The 21,472-nt window shown below is 69.4% G+C and carries 14 protein-coding genes; 12 read left to right on the plus strand and 2 right to left on the minus strand.

The genetic code is table 11. The features are described from left to right. Positions 1-39 precede the first annotated feature (39 nt). Entirely contained in the window at positions 40-717 is a 678-nt protein-coding gene (locus ACIBEI_RS11930; RefSeq protein WP_398887665.1) for a hypothetical protein, read from the plus strand. A 69-nt stretch (positions 718-786) separates the two neighbouring features. Here ACIBEI_RS11930 and ACIBEI_RS11935 read toward each other — a convergent pair whose 3' ends face one another. Then, positions 787-2,163, minus strand: coding sequence for a M14 family metallopeptidase (locus tag ACIBEI_RS11935; RefSeq protein ID WP_398887667.1), 1,377 nt, complete (start codon positions 2,161-2,163; stop codon positions 787-789). A 575-nt stretch (positions 2,164-2,738) separates the two neighbouring features. On the opposite strand from ACIBEI_RS11935, the gene ACIBEI_RS11940 reads away from it, so the two are divergent. From ACIBEI_RS11940 to ACIBEI_RS11965, 6 genes are all read left to right on the plus strand, one after another. Then, on the plus strand, positions 2,739-5,225 hold the full coding sequence (locus ACIBEI_RS11940; protein ID WP_398887669.1) for an ATP-binding protein: 2,487 nt from the start codon (positions 2,739-2,741) through the stop codon (positions 5,223-5,225). A gap of 473 nt (positions 5,226-5,698) precedes the next feature. Next, a complete protein-coding gene (locus ACIBEI_RS11945) occupies positions 5,699-6,379 on the plus strand; it encodes an MEDS domain-containing protein (protein WP_398887671.1) in 681 nt (226 codons plus the stop codon). Positions 6,380-6,544: 165 nt separating this feature from the next. Continuing rightward, positions 6,545-7,018 carry an ATP-binding protein gene (locus ACIBEI_RS11950; protein ID WP_398887673.1) on the plus strand — a complete coding sequence of 158 codons (474 nt, stop codon included), beginning with the start codon at positions 6,545-6,547 and terminating at the stop codon, positions 7,016-7,018. Positions 7,019-7,285: 267 nt separating this feature from the next. Continuing rightward, on the plus strand, positions 7,286-8,719 hold the full coding sequence (locus ACIBEI_RS11955) for an Nramp family divalent metal transporter (protein WP_398887675.1): 1,434 nt from the start codon (positions 7,286-7,288) through the stop codon (positions 8,717-8,719). Positions 8,720-8,883: 164 nt separating this feature from the next. Next, complete coding sequence (locus tag ACIBEI_RS11960) at positions 8,884-13,512, plus strand: putative adhesin (protein WP_398887677.1); 4,629 nt, start codon at positions 8,884-8,886, stop codon at positions 13,510-13,512. 18 nt (positions 13,513-13,530) lie between these two features. After that, complete coding sequence (locus tag ACIBEI_RS11965) at positions 13,531-13,962, plus strand: hypothetical protein (RefSeq protein WP_398887679.1); 432 nt, start codon at positions 13,531-13,533, stop codon at positions 13,960-13,962. Between the two features lie 73 nt (positions 13,963-14,035). Here the strand turns inward: ACIBEI_RS11965 and ACIBEI_RS11970 are convergent, their stop codons facing one another. After that, positions 14,036-15,724 (minus strand): chitinase, encoded by a 1,689-nt coding sequence (locus ACIBEI_RS11970; RefSeq protein ID WP_398887681.1) that lies wholly within the window; start codon positions 15,722-15,724, stop codon positions 14,036-14,038. A 378-nt stretch (positions 15,725-16,102) separates the two neighbouring features. Between ACIBEI_RS11970 and ACIBEI_RS11975 the strand changes: the two genes are divergently transcribed. From ACIBEI_RS11975 to ACIBEI_RS11995, 5 genes are all read left to right on the plus strand, one after another. Further along, a complete protein-coding gene (locus ACIBEI_RS11975; protein ID WP_398887683.1) occupies positions 16,103-16,978 on the plus strand; it encodes a hypothetical protein in 876 nt (291 codons plus the stop codon). Between the two features lie 99 nt (positions 16,979-17,077). After that, entirely contained in the window at positions 17,078-17,791 is a 714-nt protein-coding gene (gene cpaB / locus ACIBEI_RS11980; RefSeq protein WP_398887685.1) for a Flp pilus assembly protein CpaB, read from the plus strand. Between the two features lie 185 nt (positions 17,792-17,976). After that, entirely contained in the window at positions 17,977-19,593 is a 1,617-nt protein-coding gene (locus ACIBEI_RS11985) for a CpaE family protein (protein ID WP_398887687.1), read from the plus strand. A 92-nt stretch (positions 19,594-19,685) separates the two neighbouring features. Then, positions 19,686-20,000 carry a TadE/TadG family type IV pilus assembly protein gene (locus ACIBEI_RS11990; RefSeq protein ID WP_398888313.1) on the plus strand — a complete coding sequence of 105 codons (315 nt, stop codon included), beginning with the start codon at positions 19,686-19,688 and terminating at the stop codon, positions 19,998-20,000. Between the two features lie 63 nt (positions 20,001-20,063). Continuing rightward, on the plus strand, positions 20,064-21,404 hold the full coding sequence (locus ACIBEI_RS11995) for a CpaF family protein (RefSeq protein WP_307521792.1): 1,341 nt from the start codon (positions 20,064-20,066) through the stop codon (positions 21,402-21,404). The last annotated feature ends 68 nt before the right edge of the window (positions 21,405-21,472 follow it).

Below are 21,472 nucleotides of genomic sequence, written 5' to 3' on the forward strand. Positions count from 1 at the left end.
ACTGTTCTCGACACAGGATCGTCGACCATACTGCCCGCTGTGGAGCAGCGCATAGGACCCAACATCCAGCCCCTGCAAGGCGCCGCGGTCGACCCGGCGTTCGTGCCCGGCATCACGGGCCCGCGCCCCGCCGAGCCGAAGGACGCCGAGCCGACGGAGGCCGTCTCCGAGGAGACGGCCTCGGAGGAGGAGACGGCCCCCGAGAAGCGGGAGCCCGCCAAGCAGACGGACCTCAAGAAGGAAGCCGCCAAGGAGGACCCCTCCGACGACGAGCCTTCCGACGACGAGCCTTCCGACGACGAGCCCTCCGGCGAGGCCCCTTCCAGCGAGAAGCCGGAGAAGCCGGAGGGGTCGGAGAAGCCCGAGGAGCCCGAGGAGGCTCCCGAGGGAGGCCCCGTCTTCGAGGCCTCCGACCGCCGGGCGAAGATCGTCGCCGACCACAGTGGCGTACGGCTGCGCCTGGACGACCAGGAGGCCGAGTTCCGCTGGGAGGAGATCGGCGCCGTCGAGACCGAGTCACCGCGCTTCGGGAAGCGGTTCACCATCACGGTGCACACCCCCGACCGCCGCTGGTACCCGATCGAGATCGAGGCGTCGGCCAGGTCCCGCTTCAAGGAGTGGGAGACCCAGCTGGACGAGGTCCTGGACACGTACTTCGAGGACGCGGAAGAGGCAGCCGAAGCGGAAGAGTCCGAGGTCGAGGCGAGCGCCCCGTAAGGGGCGCGGGGAACTGCGCGACAAGCCACAACGAACCCGCAGTTCCCCACGCACCTCAACCGACCTGACTCAACTGCAGTACTGCGCTTCCTTCCCGATGGACCGGTACATGCAGTCGGAGTTCTCCAACAGCTGCAGCACCGCGTCCCGGTTCCGCGCGGTCTCCCGCTCAATCACCTCGTCGGGCGGGTAGAACCCGCCCCCGCCACTGGACCCCGGATACATCTCGAAGGTGTAGGCGAAGATCTTCTGACTGCCCCACAGGTAGTCGTCGATCGACCCGTCGGTGATGTAGAGGTCGCTGGACTGCTCGGGCGTGTAGCCGTTGCTGGCGGCCATCTTCTGCCCGACCGTGGCGAAGGCGTTGCGGTCGTCGGCTGTCATCCCGGTCGTGGTGTCCGCGTTGGTGTAGCCGAAGGGCCACAGCACCAGCTCGCTGTACGTGTGGAAGTCCACGCCCGCCCTGATCTGCTGCTTGCCGCCCACGACCCGGCTGCGTACGAAGTCGGCGACGACCTTGACCTCGGGCGCGGACTCGGGCGCCGTACCCCGGTAGGTCTCGGAGGACGTCGAGCCCGAGGAGCCGCCGCAGCAGCCCCAGCGGTAGTTCCAGTTGCGGTTCATGTCGGTGCCGACGTACGAACTGCCGGTGTTGGGCTGGCGGTTCTTGCGCCACGAGCGGTAGGCGCCGGACGCGATGTCGTACTCGCCGCCGTCCGGGTTGAGGTCCGGGACGATCCAGATCTCGCGGTTGTTCACCATGTTCGTGACGCGGGAGTCGGAGCCGTACCCGGCGCCCAGCTCACGCATCAGATAGAGCGCCATCTCCACGGTGAGGTGCTCGCGCGCGTGCTGGTGGTGGGTGAACAGGACCTCGGGCTCGGACTCGTCGGTGGCGACGTTGTCGCTGATCTTGATGGCGACGATGTCCCGGCCCTGGTACGACTTCCCGATCACGCGCTTGCTCATGATGCTCGGGTAGGCGGCCAGGCGCTGGTTGATCTCCGTGTTCATCTCGGCGTAGTTGTGATACCGGGAGTCGGCGGAGGGGAAGTCGAGGATGCCCACGTCCGCGGCGCTCGACCGGTCGGGGGCGGAGCCCAGGGCCGTGACCTCGTAGCCGAGCTGCCGCAGCTTCTTCGCCTGGGCCGCGCGTCCCGAGACGACGACGGTCTCCTCGTCGGCCTCGTCGATCGACACGCCCGCCTGGGCGATCGCCGTGCGGGTGGCCGAGGTGCTGCCGTGGACATGGATCTCGTACTGACGGATGTCCTCCGTGTCGGAGGCGGGAGCCGCCCCGGAGGCGCCGTTCGCGCTGGTCGTGGCGGCGATGGGGGCCGCGAGAGCCAGGGCGAGCAGGGTGGCGAGGGCGGCCGTGCGTCGGCCGCGTCTGCTGGGTGAGGGAGGTGCGGCGGGTGTGCCGCCGCCTCTGATGCGAAGTCGCATTGATTCTCCTAGTTTCTCCAGAAATTCCGGGATCACCGGAAGTGTGGGGAGTGGAGCGGGGGGTGGATCGGTGCGACGTGCCGGGGCTGTCCGCCGAATGCACCGACAGGACCCCGTATGCGGGTGTGGCGCTCATCGTTGGGGCTATGGCATGTTCGGGTCAAGACCAGACCGAAACCCGCCACCACGAACCGGCCGAAACGAGCCGGGCGGACAGGTCTCTGTGCCCTGCGTGTCGGCTGGCGCGCGTGCGTGTCGACCCGCACCCCTTCTGCCCCTTCAGGGGCGCGGGGAACTGCGCGACCAACCCCCACCGGCCCGCAGGCATCAGACGGCCTACCCGCGGAGCGCCAGGCGCACGCCGGGTGGCACAGGGCGCACAAGCCGGTCGCAATGCATATATGCGGCCCGGCAGTGTACGCGCCCACACCCCACACGTCGCGGACCCACCCAAAGTGCACCCACGGGTGTGAAGCGTGCGTGCGAAGCCGGGGCGCAGCCGGAAAGCTGGGGGGCCAGCGCAAGGGGAGCCCCCCACTCCGGCTCCCGTCCCACACCCAGAGGACTGGCTGATCATGGGCGGATCAGCGCCGCGAAGGGTTCATCAGCCACCGGTCGAGACGACCAGCTTCGTCGACCGGCGGGACGAACTGGCCGAGGGGCGGCGGCTGTTGGCCACCGCACGACTGGTCACGCTGACCGGACCCGGCGGCGTCGGCAAGACGCGGCTGGCCGGGCGGATCGCCGCCCGGGTCGAGCGGGCGTTCCCGGACGGCGTGCGCTTCGCGCACCTCGCCGGCCTGCACGACCCGGCGCTCGTCCCGCTCGCCGCGGCCGACGCGCTCGGCCTGCACGACCACTCCGAACAGCCGCCACTGGACACGCTGGTCGAGCGGCTGCGCGACCGCCGACTGCTCCTGGTCCTCGACAACTGCGAGCATCTGCTGTCCGCCTGCGCGGAGTTGGCGGCCGCGCTGCTGCACGGCACGACAGGCGTCCGCGTCCTCGCGACGAGCCGCCACCGCCTGGCCCTCACCGAGGAACACCTCCTGGACGTACGGCCCCTGCCGGTGCCCGACCCGGACTCGGACCTCTCGGCCGCGGCGACCTACCCGGCCCTGGCGCTCTTCGCGGACCGGGCCGCCGCCGTCGTCCCCGGCTTCGAACTCACCCCCGAGAACCGGGCCGCCGTGGCCCGCCTCTGCCGCCGCCTGGACGGCCTGCCCCTCGCCATCGAGCTGGCGGCCGTCCGGATGCGGGTCCTCGGCGTCGACCAGCTCGTCGCCCGGCTCGACGACCGCTACCGCCTCCTCACCACGGGCAGCCCGGCCGTTCTGCCCCGCCACCAGACGCTGCGCGCGGCGGTCGACTGGAGCCACGAACTCTGCACGGAGGCAGAACAGTTGGTGTGGGCGCGGGCCTCGGTCTTCGCGGGGAGCTTCGACCTGGAGGCGGCGGAGGCGGTATGCGCGGCCCCAAAACCGACCCCGAACACAGACAGGCGCGCCGACGAACACCACACAGAGGAACCCCACACAGACGAACCCCACGCAGGCAAACACCACACAACGGCTGAAGGCGCCCCCAAGCCCGAGGGCGTACACCCCCAAGACGTCCTCGAAGCCGTAGCCGGCCTGGTGGACAAATCCGTGCTGTGCAGAGAAGTCGGCCCCGGCACGGCCAGATATCGCCTGCTCGACACCCTGCGGCACTACGGACTCGAAAAGCTGAGGCAGCGGCCCGGGGAGGAGTCGGCGGCCCGGCGGCGGCAGCGGGACTGGGCGCAGGAAGTGGCCGCGGAGTGCGAGCGGAGGTGGTTCGGACCGGGGCAGCGGGAGATCGTGGCCCGGCTGCGGGCCAACCAGGACAACCTGCGGGCCGCCCTGGAGTTCAGCCTCACCGCGCCGGGCGAGGCCCGGGCCGGGCTCGGGCTGGCCGGGACCCTGTGGTTCTACTGGCACGCCTGCGGAGCCCCCCGCGAGGGCCGGTACTGGCTGGACCGCGCGCTCGACGCGCACCCCGAGCCCACCCGGGAGCGCGCCAGGGCACTCTGGGTCGCGGGCCTGCTCGCCGGCTGCCCCGAGGACCTCACCCGGGGCCGCCACCGCGCCGAGGACGCCCGCGCGCTCGCCCGCCGCCTCGGCGACCCGGCCGAGGTCGCGCACGCGGAGTACCTGCTCGGCCTGATGGCCCTGTTCGGCGACGACGTCCCCGCCGCCCTGGAGCACTACGAGGCCGCCGTCGCCCGTAACCCCGTCGACGGCCAGCTCCCCAGCCTCGCCGTCCTCGACCAGGTCGAACTCGCCGCCAGTCTCGCCTTCCTCGGCGACACCGACCGGGCCGTCCAGGTCTGCGAGGACGCCCACCGCCTCTGCGAGGAGCACGGCGAGGAGTGGGTCCGCTCGTACGTCCTGCGAGTCCTCGCCCTCGCGTACGCGGAGCGGAAGGAGTGGGACCGCGCGGAGCCGCACGCCCGTGACGCCCTGCGCCGCAAGCTCGGCGTGCACGACGTCATCGGTATCGGTCTCACCCTCGACCTGCTCGTGGTCATCACCGCCGCCCGCGGCGCCCACGAACGCGCCGCCGTCCTGCTCGGCGGCGCCGACCGCGTCTGGGCCGGCATCGACGGCAACCGCTTCGGCTCCACGACGTACAACTCCGCGCGCAAGGAGAGCGAGACGCGGGTACGGGCGGCCGTCGGACCGGGGGTCTTCGACCGGGCGTACCGGCGCGGTGGCGGGCTCGGGCTCACCGCGATCGTCTCGTACGCCCTCCAGGAAGCCGGCAAACCGGTCGTCCCCGGCCCCCGCCGGGCCGACGGGAACCCGCACCGGGACAACCCGCACCCGGACGCCTTCCGGGCGGACCCCCGTCTCGCGTCGCTCACCCGGCGCGAGAGGGAGGTCGCCGAACTCGTCGCCGAGGGGCTCGGCAACCAGCAGATCGCCGACCGCCTGGTGATCGCCCGACGCACCGCGGAGGGCCACGTGGAACGCATCCTCGGCAAGCTCGGCTTCAGCAACCGCAGCCAGATCGCGGCATGGGTCTCCGCACGCCGCTGAACCCCCGGTCCCGGGGCTCCGACGGCGACGTGCCACAACGCCCGCCCATAGCCGGGCGGTTCGCACACAACCAGGTGGATACGACAGAAGGGGAACCCTCGTGACCGCCGAACCAACCAGGCCGACCCAAGCGGCCAAGCCAAACCAGGCGAACCAGGCGGCCGAGCCGTCCCACCCGACTCAACCAGCCCCGCCCCCAGGGACGTTCGACCACCGCATGGCGGTCTTCGGCTCCGACGACGCGTTCGTCGCGGCCGCGCTCCCCTTCCTCGCGGAGGGCCTCGCCGCACCGGACGAACCACCGCCCGTGGCCATCGCCGACCCCGACAGACTCGCCCTCCTGAGGGACGCGCTGGGTACGGACGCCAAGGGCATCACCTTCGTGCCCCACACCGAGTGGTACACGGGCTCGGCGGCCAACGCCGTTGCCCGGAGCGCCGGTTACCTCGCCGCGAACGCGGGACCCGGCGGTCGTGCTCCACCTCCTCATGGAGCCGCACTGGGCCGGCCGCGCAGGGCGCTCGGCGCGCGAGACCACCGAGTGGATCCGCTACGAGTCGCTCGCCAACCTCCTCTTCGCGCCGTTCGCGACGACCGCCCTGTGCGCGTACGACACCCGCACCGCGGGCCCCGCCATCGTCGACGCCGCCCGCCGCGCGCACCCCGACACCCCGGTGTACGAGCAACCGGCCCGCCTCGTCCACGAGTTGGACTCGGTCGCCCTGCCACCGCCGCCGCCGGACGCCGAGCGCCTCACCGCCCCCGACCGCGACACCCTCCGCGAGCGGGCCCGGGCACGCGGACTCACCCCCGCGGACGCGAACCTGTTCGCGACAGCGGTCACCGAGGCGATGACCCCGTACACCTCCTCGATCCCCGAGGCGGCAACCCCGTACGCACCCCCGATCCCCACACCGTCCCTCCCCACACCGCCCCTCCCCGAGGTCCTGCTGTGGGGCGAGGCGCCCGCCTGTGTCTGCGAGCTGCGCGTCCCCGGGCGGATCACGGACCCGCTCGCCGGCTTCGTCCCGCCGCCCGCCGAGGGCCCGTCCCCCGGCCAGGGCCTGTGGTTCACCCGCCAGGTCTGCGCGTACGTGGACATCCGGGACGCGGATTCGGGCGGCGGCTCGCTGATCCGGGTCCAGTACGCGTAGGACACCCGGCGCCGCATGCTCCCGTACGGCCTTCTACGGCTCTCTACTGCCTTCTACGGCGAAGGCACCCGCATGCCCCAAAACCGGTGCGAACGCATGTTTTCAGGTAGGTATTCAGGTAGTCCTCCCCGTGTCCACGAGCCGCGGGGAGCCGAAGCTTTGGACATGCTGGAACTCTCCGGAGGACATCTTCCGGATCCCGACGCCGCGTACGGCTGGTACCCCCAACCACCCTTGGGGGCGGGCCACTCGAGCGTCGTGTACGACCCCCGCCCCGTCGCGGCGGCCGAGGCCCGCGCGGAGGTCAGGCGGCGGCTGGAGGGCTGGGGGCTCGCGGAACAGAGCGACACGGCGGAGCTCCTCGTCAGCGAACTCGTCACCAACTCCCTGATACACGCGGCGAGTCGCCTCCGCCTCACCCTCTCGGCCGCGCACGGAGTCCTGCGCTGCGAGGTCTCCGAGGCCGGCCGCCGCCCCGCGGAGGTGCCCCGGGCGGGCACCGCGGTGGGCGGCTGCGGGATGTTCCTGGTGGATGCGCTCGCGAGGCGCTGGGGCTGCCACCAGGACGGGCCGGGCCGGACCCTCTGGTTCGAGCTCGGCACGTGCGGGTCCGACGACTGTGGTCGGCGACAGCCGTAGTGCCCCGCGAGTTCCGGACGAACCGTTGTCCACCTCCGGAACCACAGCCCGGGCCCCGGTGGCGCGCCCAGCCGCCGGGGCCCGCCCGAACGTCTGCCTGCTCGAAGGCCGCCTGCCCGGACGTCGGCCTGCTCGAACACCGCCCGCCCGCCCGAACGTCTTCTCCTCCCTGCGCACACTCCTCACCTGTGCTCACCTGTGCACATCGGGTGGTGATCACCGCACGCCCTCTTGTGCCCCCGTTCTCTTTACGCTTTCTTGATCCGCATGGCTGACACCTCTGGGAACGCGGACACCACTGGAAGCACGGCCACGGGAGACACCGGGAAGGGCCCCGCCGGTCCCCGCAAGTCCAGTTGGAAATACATCGGCCCCGGGATCGTGGTGGCCGCGACGGGCGTCGGCGCCGGCGACCTCGTCGCCACGCTCATCGCGGGCTCGAACTTCGGCTACACGCTCCTGTGGGCCGCCGTCATCGGCTGCCTCGTCAAGATCTCGCTGGCCGAGGCGGCGGGCCGCTGGCACCTGTCCACCGGCCGGACGCTCTTCGACGGCTGGGCGAGCCTGGGCCGCTGGACGTCGTGGTTCTTCGTCGTGTACGTCGTGATCTGGGGCTTCGTCTACGGAGCCGCGGCCATGTCCTCGTCGGGCCTGCCACTGCAGGCGCTCTTCCCGGACGTCATGGACCTCGAATGGTGGGCCGTCCTGACCGGTCTGGTCGGCGTGGTCTTCGTCTGGTTCAACAAGTACGCGGTCTTCGAGAAGGTCATGACCGTCCTGGTCGGCGTGATGTTCGTCGTCACGGTCTACCTGGCGATCCGCGTCACCCCGAACCTCGGCGACGCCTTCGCGGGCCTGCTCCCGGTCCTCCCCGACGAGAAGGACTCGATCCTCAACACGCTCGGCCTGATCGGCGGTGTGGGCGGCACGATCACGCTGGCCGCGTACGGCTACTGGGTCAACGCGAAGGGCTGGACGAACACCGGCTGGATGAAGGTGATGCGCCTGGACAACCGCGTCGCGTACATCACCACCGGCATCTTCGTCATCTCGATGCTCTTCGTCGGCGCGGAACTCCTCCACGCCTCCAACGTGGCCATCGCGAGCGGCGACAAGGGCCTCATCCAGCTCGGCGACATCCTGGAGGACGAGTACGGCACCGCGACCGCCAAGTTCTTCCTCATCGGCTTCTTCGCCACGTCCTTCACGTCCCTGATCGGCGTCTGGCACGGCGTGAGCCTGATGTTCGCGGACTTCGTGGAGCGCTACCGCAAGGACAGGGCAGGCCGCGCGACCGGCGAAGGAAAGACCCCGGCCGGAAAGGCGACGTCCGGCGAGGGGCCGACGCCGGGCGACGGGTCGACATCCGGTGAGGGGTCGACATCCGGCGAGGAGGTGGCCTCCGGCGCCCGCGAGCGCTCCTGGCCCTTCCGCGCCTACCTCCTCTGGCTGACCTTCCCGCCCATCGTCCTCCTCTTCCAGGGCGAGCCCTTCCGCCTGATCATCCTGTACGGAGTCCTGGGCGCCGCCTTCCTCCCCTTCCTCGCCCTCACCCTGGTCTGGCTCCTCAACTCCTCCCGCACCCCCGCGGAATGGCGCAACGGTCTCCTGAGCAACTCCATGCTGACGATCGCGGGCCTGATCTTCGTGGTCCTGTGCGTGAAGCAGATCTGGGACCAGCCCTGGTCGGAGTTCTTCTGATCCTTCCCGAGGTCGGAAAAGATGGACGTTTCCGGTACCAGGTGGCTTTCCCTCGGTAGGTGAGGACCCTCGACTTTCGACGTCCTGCACCGCGAACGCCTGTACCTAGTAAGTTCACGTGTGCACAGAGCTGTTGATGATGTCCGCGTGACGGGGGTTGCAGCGTGGCTGGGTATCGGCCGACGGACTGGCATGTGCTGGACCTGGAGAAGGATCCGACGCCGGGGGATCCGGACCGGGTCAAGTCGTTGGCGAAGAGCCTGCACGACTTTGCCGATGACGTGCAGGATGCTCTGCGGCTGGTGAAGGGGATGGCGGACGAGGACGCCGTCCTGACGATGGTGGGCAAGACCGCCGATGTGTTCCGGGACGAGTTCTCCGGTGTGCCGAAGAACTTGAAGAAGCTGAAGAAGTCGTACGACCTGGCCGGGGATGCGCTGGCGGCGTACTGGCCGCAGTTGGAACGTGCGCAGGCTCTCGCCGACAAGGCCCTCGCCCAGGGGCGGGAGGCGCAGGCGGACCTCTCCTCCGCCAAGTCCCGCCTCTCGTCGGCCGATTCGTGGGTGACCCGCGCCAACAAGGAAGCGGACAAGTACAAGGACGACCCGGGGTCGGCAGGCAAGGATGTCCCGAAGCCGGACGAGGCGAAAGTCCGTGCCGCCACCCGTGATGCGCAGAGTGCCAAGGACGCCCACACCTCCGCCCAGTCGGACGTCACCACCGCGCAGAACGCCCTGGATGCCGCGAAGAAGATGGCGGCGGACGCCCGGAGGATGCGCGAGGACGCCGCCGGCGACGCGAAGCGCAAGCTCGACGAGGCCTCCGACGCTGGCATTCAGAACCGCAAATGGTACGAGGAGGTCGGCGACTGGGTCTCCGACAACTGGGACACCATCGTCGCGGTCTGCAAGGTCGTCGTAGCCGTACTCGGCATCATCGCGATGATCATCGGCGGGCCCATCCTCGGAGCCATCGTTCTCATCGCCGCGCTCGTCGTCCTCGCCGACACCCTCAACAAATACATGAAGGGCCAGGCATCTCTATGGGAGGTGGCCTTCGCCGCGCTGGACTGCATACCCGGCATGAAGGGCCTGACCACCCTCGGCGGCCTCGCCAAAGGCCTCAAGGGCGGGATGTCCGCGCTGAAGGGCCTCAGAGGCGGCCTCAAGGGCATGTCCGCCGCCGTGCGCGGACTCGGCAGGAGTGCCCGGGGCACGATCGCGGACGGGGCGAAGGGCGCCTACAACCGACTCAGGAACGTGGTCCGTTCCAAGGGCAGTGACCCCGTCGACATGGCCACCGGCGCCATGTACCTGCCGCAGACCGACGTGGAACTGCCCGGCGTTCTGCCGCTCTCCTTCAGCCGCCGAGTCGCCTCCGACTATCGCTGCGGCTGGTGGTTCGGTCCGACCTGGGCATCCACCATCGACCAGCGTCTGGAAATTGACGCGTACGGCGTCGTCTTCGTCACCGAGGACGGTCTCCTACTCGCCTATCCCCACCCCACGGACCCGGAGACCGCGGTCCTACCAGAGGCGGGGCCCCGCCGGCCCATGTTCCGCCTGGAGGACGGCAGCTACCGCGTCGACGACCCGCTGACCGGCCACGCCCGCCACTTCGCCCTCCCCATCGATGGCACAGCTCTGATCACGCGCATCGTCGACCGCAACGCGAACAGCATCACCGTCGACCACGACGAGCACGGCACCCCGCTTGCCATCCGCCACAGCAGCGGCCACCACCTCAAGCTCGCTACCGCCGAAGGCCGTGTCACCGCACTGAGTCTGGCCGGTGCCGCCGAGGACGGCTCCGACGTCACGGTCAAGCGCTATGGCTACACCGACGGCAGCCTCACCGAGACGGTCAACTCCTCAGGCCTGCCACTGAAGTTCACCTACGACGAGCGCCTGCGCATCACGTCGTGGACGGACACCAACAACTCCCGATACGCGTATACCTACGACGACCGCGACCGTTGCATCGCAGAGGGCGGCGAGGCGGGGCACATCACCATCGCTCTCGACTACGACGGGACCGATCCTGAATGGCCCGACTGCTCCGTCACCACGCTCACCACCTCCGAAGGCGCCGTCACCCGCTTTGTGGTCAACGGCAACAGTCAGGTCATCGCTGAGACAGACCCGCTCGGCGCGGTGACGAGGACCGAGTACGACGAGCACCACCACGTCCTGACGCAGACGGATGCCCTCGGCCACAGCACACGGTTCGTGAACAACGAGAACGGTCAGCCCACCGTGATCTCCCGCCCCGACGGCCGCGAGACGCGGGCGGAGTACAACGACCTCCGGCTACCGATCACGCTCGTCGGCTACGACGGCAGAGTCCATACCCGGGCGTACGACGAGCGAGGCAACCGCACAGCGGTCACTGACCCCACGGGCGGCACGACCCGCTTCACCTACGACGAGGGGGGCCGTCTCACCTCCGCGACGGACCCTCTGGGCTGTACCAGCACGGTCCGTTCAGATCGCTCCGGCCTTCCGGTCGAGATCACCGATGCGCTGGGATCGGTTACCCGGTACGAGCGTGATGCCTTCGGCAGGCCGAAGGCCATCACGGACCCGACGGGCGCCGTCACGTGGCTGGAGTGGACAGTCGAAGGCCAGCTGGCCCGTCGTACGGCGCAGGACGGTACGAGCGAGTCGTGGACGTACGACGGTGAGGGCAACTGCACCAGCCACACCAACCCCATGGGGGCGGTCTCGCGCTTCGAGTACACGCACTTCGACCTGTTGACCGCCCGTACAGGTCCAGACGGAGTCCGGTACGAATTCGACCACGACACGGAGCTGCGCCTCACCAAGGTCACCAACCCACACGGCCTGACGTGGACCTACGAATACGACGCGGCCGGCAACCTGCTGTCCGAGAACGACTTCGACGACCGCACGTTCACGTACGGGCACGACGCGGCAGGCCGTGTCACCTCTCGCACGAACGCCCTCGGCCAGCTGGTCACGTTCGAGCGCAACACGTCGGGCCGGGTGACACGAAAGGACGCGGCGGGCCAAGTCACGACGTACGCCTACGATCTCGCGGACCACCTGGTCCGGGCCACGAACCCGGACGCTTCGGTCGCGCTCCTCTGGGACCGCTTCGGCCGACTCTGCTCGGAGACGGTCAACGACCGGGAGGTGACGTACACATACGACGAGTTGGGCCGACGCACGGGCCGTACGACGCCCAGTGGTGCGACCAGCACATGGGCGTACGACGCCGTGGGCAATCGCACGGGCCTGGTCTCATCGGGCCGACAGGTCGATTTCGCCTATGACTCGGCGGGCCGCGAACTGAGCCGCCGGATGGGCGAGGCATTCGCTCTGACGCACACCTACGACCCCCTGGGCCGCGTCACCACCCAATCGACGACGACTTCCGGTGGGCGCCCGATCCAGCACCGCGCGTACACCTATCGCGTCGACGGCAACCTGCTCGGTATCGAGGACCAGTTCTCCGGGTCGCGCCGCTTCGATCTGGACACGGCGGGCCGGGTGACGGCAGTACACGCGGCGAACTGGACGGAGACGTACGCGTACGACGAGACGGGCAACCAGACATCCGCGTCCTGGCCGGCGTCCCACGCCGGTCAGGAGGCCGTCGGCGAGCGCATCTACGAGGGAACCCGGGTCGTGCGAGCGGGCCAGGTCCGCTACGAGCACGACGACCTGGGCCGCATCGTCCTGCGCCAGAAGACTCGACTGTCCCGCAAACCGGACACCTGGCGCTATCAGTGGGACGCAGAGGACCGTCTTGTGTCGGTGATCACACCGGACGGAACTCGCTGGCGCTACACATACGACCCCCTGGGCCGCCGTACGGCGAAAATCCGTCTGGCGGGCGACGGCGAAACGGTTGTCGAACGGGTCGACTTCACCTGGGACGGCACGACGCTCTGCGAGCAGACAACCACCGCGCCGTCCCTGCCGAGGCCGGTCATCCTCACCTGGGAGCATCAGGGCCTGCGCCCCATAGCGCAGACGGAACGTGTCACTGCGGCCGAAGCGCCGCAGGAAGAGATCGATTCCCGCTTCTTCGCCATTGTCACCGATCTTGTCGGTACCCCCAGCGAACTCGTCGACGAACAAGGCCGAATCGCCTGGCGGACCCGCAGCACGGTGTGGGGCACGCCTGCGTGGTCGGCAGACAGCACGACGTCCACGCCACTTCGCTTCCCGGGCCAGTACTTCGACCCTGAAACAGAACTGCACTACAACTGCTTCAGGCACTACGACCCGGAGACTGCCAGATACCTCACGTCCGACCCTCTCGGGCTGGCGCCGGCTCTCAACCCCGTTGGCTATGTGCTCAACCCCCACGCATGGGCAGATCCTCTTGGCTTGTCTCCTTGTCCGGTGGGTGAGACGACACGGGCGGCACCGAACTTTGTGGCCGGCAGTGGGGATGGCATCGTCGACGTACGGCAGATGGGGCGTCCGGACAACCAACTGGTCCTGAGCGGCCACGGCGGGATACGCGCCGGCGACGGTACGTCGGTAACGGTTCCCGAGGGCACGAGCGTCAGCATGTACAGCAGGCACGGGGAGCCGATCAGTGATGCACTCGGAAACAGGATCGAGACGGGTAACCCGTCGGCCCTGGAGGTGTACGGGCCGGGGGAGCAGCTTCCTGACTACTCGCTGTTCCCACCGGACGGTTTGAACATTCTGGGGACGCCACGCAACGTGACAGCTACAGGCGAGACCCCCCTGTCGGAATTGTTGCGGCCCAATATGGGGTCGGTCCATTGGGCTGCTTGCAGGTCCGTGATCTAACGAAGGAACCCGGAGCGAATGACCTACTACGAGGATCTCTCTTCGTATGAATACTTTCGGGAGTCGATCCCTGACGGGGTGACGGCTCTCAACGTGGGGTGGCTGGAGGAAGGGAAGGAGTACGCGGAAGGAAGCCCGCCGAGCTCATTCCTGCAAGCCCTGGGTGTGCTGGTGCGTGACAATCGCCAGATGAAGACCAGAGGTTGGCACAGGTGCCAATTTCGCCACGAGAGTGAACAGGAAAGCTATCCTCTCTCCGTCGATATCTCCGGCACGAGCCTGACACTGGGTGGGGCGGAGATTCGTGTCGTCGCCGAGTCGGGAGATTGGCTCATCGCGCCGGACCTCGTCCACCATTACGTGGCAGATCACTTCTACTTGCCGCCGGCGGCGTTTGTGGAAGCGGTCATGGCGGGGCGTGTTGCTCCTGAGGTGAATTCGCTCGGCTGAACCCGGAAGCCCGGTGGCAGCAGGGGTATGTGGGCCTGCTGCCACCGGGCTTCGGGTCAGGGGGAGCGCTCCGTCAGGGCAACGCGTGCACGTGCGGTCCCACCGCGTTCGACCAGGTGTTGCCGGCCGTCGCGTCCCAGTTCGTCGACCAGGTCATCGCGCCGCGCAGGTCCGGGTAGGTCCTGGACGGCTTGAAGGAGCCGCAGTTGGTGCCCTTGGTGAGGCAGTCGAGGGCGTTGTTCACGATGCTGGGGGAGACGTAGCCGCTGCCCGCGCCCCTCGTCGAGGCCGGGACGCCGAGGCCCACCTGGGACGGGGCGAGGCCGCCCTCCAGCTGGATGCAGGCGAGGGCGGTGAGGAAGTCCACCGATCCCTGGGAGTACACCTTGCCGTCGCAGCCGAGCATCGAACCGCTGTTGTAGTACTGCATGTTGACGACCGTGAGGATGTCCTTGACGTTCAGGGCCGTCTGGAAGTAGCCGTTGGACGTCGACTGCATGTCGATCGTCTGCGGGGCCATCGTGATGATCAGCGAGGAGCCCGCCTTCGAGGACAGCGACCGCAGCGCCTGCGTCATGTACGTGGCGTTGATGCCGTTCTCCAGGTCGATGTCGACGCCGTCGAAGCCGTACGTCTGCATCAGCGAGTAGACGGAGTTGGCGAAGTTCGTCGCGGAGGCGGAGTCGTTCACCGAGATCGTGCCGCGTTCGCCGCCGATCGAGATGATCACCTTCTTGCCCGCGGCCTGCTTGGCCCGGACGTCCGCCTTGAACTGGTCGACGGTGTAGCCGCCGAGCCCGGCCGAGTCGAGGTTGAAGGTCACGGCGCCCGGTGTCGTCGTGGCGTCGGCGAAGGACACCGCGATGATGTCGTACTGGGACTGGACGTCGGAGATCTTCTGGACGGCAGCGCCGTTGTTGAAGTTCTGCCAGTAGCCGGTCACCGCGTGCTTGGGCAGCGCGGTCCCGCCGTCCGAGTTCGCCTTGGTCGTCCCGGTGACCGCCGTCGACTTCACCGACTCACCGGCCGCGTTCGTCGCGGTGACCTGGAAGGAGTACGAGGTGGAGGCGGCGAGGCCGGTGACGGTCGCCGAGGTGCCGGTCACCGCGAGGACCTTCGTACCGGCGCGGTAGACGTTGTAGCCGGTCGCGCCCGACACCGTGTTCCAGGCGAGGGAGACGGATGAGGAGGTCGTGGACGCCACGTTCAGGCCGGCCGGTGTCGAGGGGACGACCGGATCGGGGTCGCCGCCTCCGCCCCCGTCGGGCCCGAACACGGACACGTCGTCGGCGAAGTAGGCCGCCTGTCCGTACCAGCCGTGCGTGTAGACGGTCACGGACGTCGTGGACGAGCCCGTCGTGAAGGACGTCGTCAGCTGTTTCCAGGAGGAGGAGTCCGGGGTCCAGGTCGACACGTCCGTCGTACCCGTGCCGCTCGCCCCGAGGTACGCGTACCCGCCCTGCACCCACGCGCTCAGCGTGTACGTCGAGTTGGGCTTCACGGCCACGGTCTGGCTGCACCGGGCGTTGTCCTGCCCGGCGGGCGTGGCCTTGAGGGCGGACGCACCGCCGTGCACGGGGGAGGAGACGGCGGCGCCGCTGCCCGCCGAGCAGGTCCAGTTGGAGAGCCCCGACTCATAGCCGGCGTTCTTGGTGTTGTTGACGTCGGCGGCCGAGGCCTGGCCGGCTCCGGCGAGGGAGAGGACGGACGCGGCGAGCGCGGTGGCGAGGGCTGCCGCCCAGGTCCGTCTGCGTCTGGGCATGCCTGGTACGCGGTCCACTGGGGCCTCCGGTGGGGGAGTGGGAGTCAAAAGTGGGGGACGACTACGGTGGCCACCGCTGGAGGTCCAAGGTGGTCCAGACCAATCCGGTTGTCAAGACCTCTGACGGAGGTCAACGCCCTTGCCGTACCGTCAAGTTGAGGCATATGCGCCTCACTCTGTGTGGATCATCCGCGCACCTTGTGTGAGGTGATCTCGCGGATCCGGTGTTGAGCGGCCCATGCCGTGGATAAGGTGCAGTTGCGGAAGGGCGCCACAGTGACGAATTCGTGTTCCTCCGTGAAAGTTTGATGGCGAAATCAGGGGCGATCTGAGGCGGTGGTTGACCACCCCGCCGCAGTGAACGGGGTGGTGTGCAGCGTGCCGACCGCGATAGCCGTCACCAGTTCCGATCTGGTGCTCCCACCGCACGACCGGCAGACCCCGCCCGCCGCCGTCCAGCCCCTCGACAGCCTCGAAAGCTCCCTCACCGGGATGCACGCCCTCATCGAGCAGCACGGATACGTGATCGCGCTGTACCCGGCCTCCACGCCGGGTGACGTCACCCGGCGGCTGCACGCCGTGCGCTCCGTCCTGGAGAGCGACCGCATCGCGCTGCTCGGCCTGGACCTGCCGCCGCTCGGACTCGCCCTCCTCGCCCAGCAGTTGCGCCAGCTCTCCGTCTGCGACTTCAGCCCCGGTGTGCTCGCCTCCTCCGCGCGGCTGCTCGCCCACTACATCTACGCGGGCGCCCTGCTCGGCTCGGTCGCCAAGCTTGACCGCATCCCCGTGTCCCTGAAGTCGCACGCCAAGTCGTGGGTGCCGGGTGCACAGTTCGCCGTACTGGCCAATCCACGGCCGCAACTGGTCCGCGTCGGCCAGGAGGAGCTCACCGGGCCCGAGTTCGGGACCCGGATGCTCGTCGCGGCCGGACAGCTGCCCGCCGAGTGGCTCACCGGCACGCTCGCGCCCGCCTGGCGCGTCCAGGGCGTCACGACCGTGCCCCTGCCCGCCGAGTCCGGGCGCTGGTGGGGCACGGGCAAGGTCGCCGAGTTCGCCGCCGGGCTCTACGACGTGTCCGTGCTGTACCAACTCGTCTCGTCCGTGCGGCGCGAGGAGTGTCACTGGTGCGGTCTTGAACTCATCGGCGACCGCTGCGGATTCTGTGCGGCGCCTTTGCCACCGCCCCAGGAGCTTCCGAGGGCCACGGTGCGGGCAGCTTCTTCGGTACGTGCCCTGCCCCGAGGGGCTTCGTAAACCACGTAAGTCCCGTAAGTCCGGTACGTACACCTGAATAGCACGTACGAACGACTGCTCACCCCGTTGACCCCGCCCCCGATCGAGGTTGTCCGCGTCATGAATTCACGCCAGCGCCGCGGCGTCATCCTGCTGGTCCTCTCGGCCCTGTGCGCCCTGGGCGCCTTCGCCGGCGTGCTCTCGGTGATCCGCGATGTGGACTCGAAGGTCGGCCCCGAGGTCGCGGCATACCGCCTGAAGGACGACGTCGCGCCCTACCGGGAGTTGTCGTCCGACCAGTTCGAGAAGGTCTCGATGCCCAAGCGGTGGCTGTCGTCCACCGCCGTCACCGATCTCTCCCAGATCCGCGGCAAGATCGCGGTCACCCGGCTGGAGAAGGGCTCGCTGCTCCAGCGGGACATGATCGTGGACCGGCCCGAACTGGAGGCCGGCCAGCAGGAGATCGCGATCATGATCGACGCGGCGACCGGTGTGGCGGGCAAGATCAACCCGGGATCGCGGGTCAACATCTACGCCACGTTCAAGGACGAGACCGACAACGGCAAGGACCAGTCGAAGGTCATCGTCGAGAACGCCCGCGTCATCGACGTCGGCAAGCTGACCGCCCTCGACCCGGGCCAGTCGAGCAACGACCGCCGCCGCACCGCGAACGAGGCGGTCCCGATCACCTTCGCCCTCGACACCGCCGACGCCCAACGCGTGGCGTACGCCGAGTCGTTCGCCGAACACGTCCGCCTGGCGCTGGTCGCGGGCGGCACCGACGCCACCGTCGCCCCCGGCGACCGCACGTACACCCTCGACGAGGACAAGTAGGAGGCCGTGATGCGCTCAGCCCCCACGAAGCGCTCCGCTGGAGGTGCGGTCATGACCCTGCGGGTCCGTTGTGGCTGGTCGCGCAGTTCCCCGCGCCCCCTAAGGGGCGTGGTACCGCACCGGACCTCCCCGAAACCGCTCACGCCAAGCCGAGCTACCGACGGGTCGAACCGAGGGACCCGCCGATGACCATCCGCATCCTGCCCGCCGTCGGCGACATCGACTCGGCCCGCGCGCTCAGCACACTGCTGAGCCAGCTCGCCGACGCCGAACCCGCGCCGCCCGTCGCGGACACCACGGCCCTGCTGGACACCCTGGCCCGCCTCGCCGCCGACTCCCTGGACGAGCTGCCCGAGGTCGTCCTCGTCCACGAGCGGATAGGCCCGGTCCCGGCGCTCGACGTCATCCGCGACCTGGTGATGAGCTTCCCGGCCGTCGGCGTCGTCCTCATCACCGCCGACACCAGCACCAACGTGCTCACCGCCGCCATGGACTCCGGCGCCCGCGGCATCATCGGCCTGCCGCTGGGCTACGACGCCCTCGCCGAACGCGTCCACGCGGCCGCCGCCTGGTCCATGGGCATGCGGCGCCATCTCGGCAGCGGCACACCCGAGTTGTACACCGGACCGGGCGGCCGCGTCGTCACCGTCACCGGGGCGAAGGGCGGCGTGGGCGCCACCGTCGCAGCGGTCCAACTAGCACTGGCCGCCCAGGCCTCGGGCCGCTCCGTGGCCCTGCTCGACCTCGACCTTCAGTCGGGGGACGTGGCCTCGTACCTGGACGTGCAGTTCCGCCGCTCCATCGCCGACCTCGCCGGGATCAGCGACATCAACCCGCGCGTGCTCCAGGACGCCGTCTACACCCACGACACCGGACTCGGCCTCCTCCTCGCCCCCGCCGAGGGCGAACGCGGCGAGGAGATCACCGACCGGGTGGCCCGCCAGGTCCTCGCCGCCCTGCGCTCCCGCTACGAGGTCGTGGTCGTCGACTGCGGCGCCCAGCTGAACGCCGCGAACGCCGCCGCCGTCGAACTGGCCGACCAGGCCCTGCTGTTGGTGACCCCCGACGTGGTCGCTGTCCGCGCAGCCAAACGCATGGTCCGCATGTGGGACCGCCTCCAGATCCGCAAGGCCGAGGAGACGCTGACGGTCGTCAACCGCTTCTCCCGCGGTACGGAGATACAGCCCTCCCTCGTCGAACGCGTCACCGGCACGAAGGTCGCCCGTTCCACGGTGCCCGCCGCCTTCAAGGAGCTCCAGTCGGTGGTGGACGCCGGCCGCATGCAGGACCTGGACGCCCGCTCCACGGTCAAGCAGGCGCTGTGGGCCCTGGCGGGCGAGCTGGATCTGGTGGTCCAGCAGGAGGGCGGTGGCGGCGGCCGGCGTCGTAAGGCATCGTCGGACCGGGGAGCCCTTGCCCTGCGCCGCAAGGGCGGCGACCGAGGAGCGGTCACCCTCGAATTCGCCGGGATGTTCCCCATCCTGCTGGTCGTGATGACGATCCTCTGGCAGTGCGTGCTGTACGGCTACACGTACTCCATCGCGGGGAACGCGGCGGACGAGGCGGCGCGGGCGGCCACGGCGGCGTACGCGGTCGACGGCGATGTCGGGGGTGCCTGCGCCGCAGCGGGCGGCGAGAACCTCCCGGGTGCCTGGGACGGCACCCAGATCAACTGCGGCACTGATGGGCCGGTCATGAGAGCCACGGTCATTGCCCAAGTACCCCTGTTCTTCCCCGGCTTCGACGTGAACTGGACGGTCAACGCAGAGGCAGGGGCCGCGCTGGAAGGGGACGACGAATGAACCGCCTACCGGCACGCCGCCCGAACCGCCTTCCGACCCGCCCCCTGAAGCGGCTCGCGAAACGCCTCCGGGGTGACGACCGGGGCGTATCCATGCTGGAGTTCGCCGGTTTCCTCCCCATCCTCCTCCTCGTCGGCATGGCGGCCATCCAGCTCGGCCTCATCGGCTACGGCATCAACCAGGCCGGTACGGGCGCGCGAGCGGCGGCGCGGGCGGCCTCGCAGGGCGAGGACGGAGCCGCGGCGGGGCAGGCCGCGGTGAGCGGATGGTTCGACAACCTGACGGTGTCGCCGGTCGAGGGCCCCGACCTCACCACCGCGACGGTCACCCTCAACGTCCCCGCCGTCATCCCTCTGCTGCCCGCCGTGACCGTGGAACGCCACGCCACCATGCCCACCGACGACTGACCGACCGACTGACCGACTGACCGACCGACCGAGAGACCAGAGAGACCGAGAGGAGGCGACCCCATGAGCCTGCGAGCCCGTATCGCCGCCCCCGAAGAGGGCGGATCAGGCCGCGAGGACGGCCACCTCGTCGCCGTCTACCGTGCCAAGCTGCTCGAAGAGATCGACCTCGCCGAGATGTCGAGCCTCGCGGCGGCCGAGCGGCGGATGCGGCTGGAGCGCGTGCTCGGGCACATCATCAGCCGCGAGGGCCCGGTCCTGTCGTCGGCCGAACGCTCCCAGCTGATCAGAAGGGTCGTCGACGAGGCACTGGGCCTCGGCGTCCTCGAACCGCTCCTAGCCGACGCGTCGATCACCGAGATCATGGTCAACGGACCGGACTCGATCTTCGTGGAGCGAGCGGGCCGCGTGGAGCAGCTCCCGCTCCGGTTCGCCTCGAACGAGCAGCTGATGCAGACCATCGAGCGCATAGTCTCGACGGTCAACCGCCGCGTGGACGAGTCGAATCCGATGGTCGACGCCCGCCTCCCCACCGGCGAGCGCGTCAACGTCATCATCCCGCCGCTCGCCCTCACCGGGCCCACCCTCACGATCCGCCGCTTCCCCCGCGCGTACACGCTCCCCGAACTCATCGGCCTCGGCTCGCTCGACGAGCAGATGCTGATGCTGCTCGCCGCGTTCGTCCGGGCCCGCTTCAACGTGATCGTCAGCGGCGGTACGGGCTCCGGCAAGACCACGCTCCTGAACGCGCTCTCCGGCCTCGTCCCGTCCCACGAGCGCATCATCACCATCGAGGACTCCGCCGAACTCCAGCTCCAGCAGGAGCATGTGATCCGCCTCGAATCCCGCCCGCCGAACGTGGAGGGCAAGGGCCAGATCACCATCCGAGACCTGGTCCGCAACTCGCTGCGTATGCGCCCCGACCGCATCATCGTCGGTGAGGTCCGCGGCGGCGAGACCCTCGACATGCTCCAGGCCATGTCGACGGGCCACGACGGCTCCCTCGCGACCGTCCACTCGAACTCCGCCGAGGACGCCCTGATGAGGCTCCAGACCCTCGGCTCGATGTCCGAGGTCCAGATCCCCTTCGAGGCGCTCAAGGACCAGATCAACTCCGCGGTCGACGTCATCGTCCAGCTCACCCGCCACGCCGACGGCTCCCGCAAGGTCACCGAGATCGCCCTGCTCGTCTCGCACGGCCGCGAACAGTTCCGTGTCGTCCCGGTCACCCGCTTCGTGCCGCGCCCGACGGGCCCCGACCGCGTCGTCCACGGCCACTTCGAACACCTGCCGCTGCCCCGCTCGGTCGCCGAGAAGCTGTACGTCGCCAACGAGCCCCTGCCGCCCGCCTTCGGGGTCGCGGAGGCCATCGACGTCCTCAACACAAGGCAGGCCATCGGATGACCGCCCGGACGTTCGGCCGGAGGGCCCCCACCCCCGAGACCTACAAGACTGATGATGAGAGGAGCGAG

Origin of the sequence: Streptomyces sp. NPDC050988 (genome assembly GCF_044456225.1) — a bacterium.
Lineage (GTDB): Bacteria > Actinomycetota > Actinomycetes > Streptomycetales > Streptomycetaceae > Streptomyces.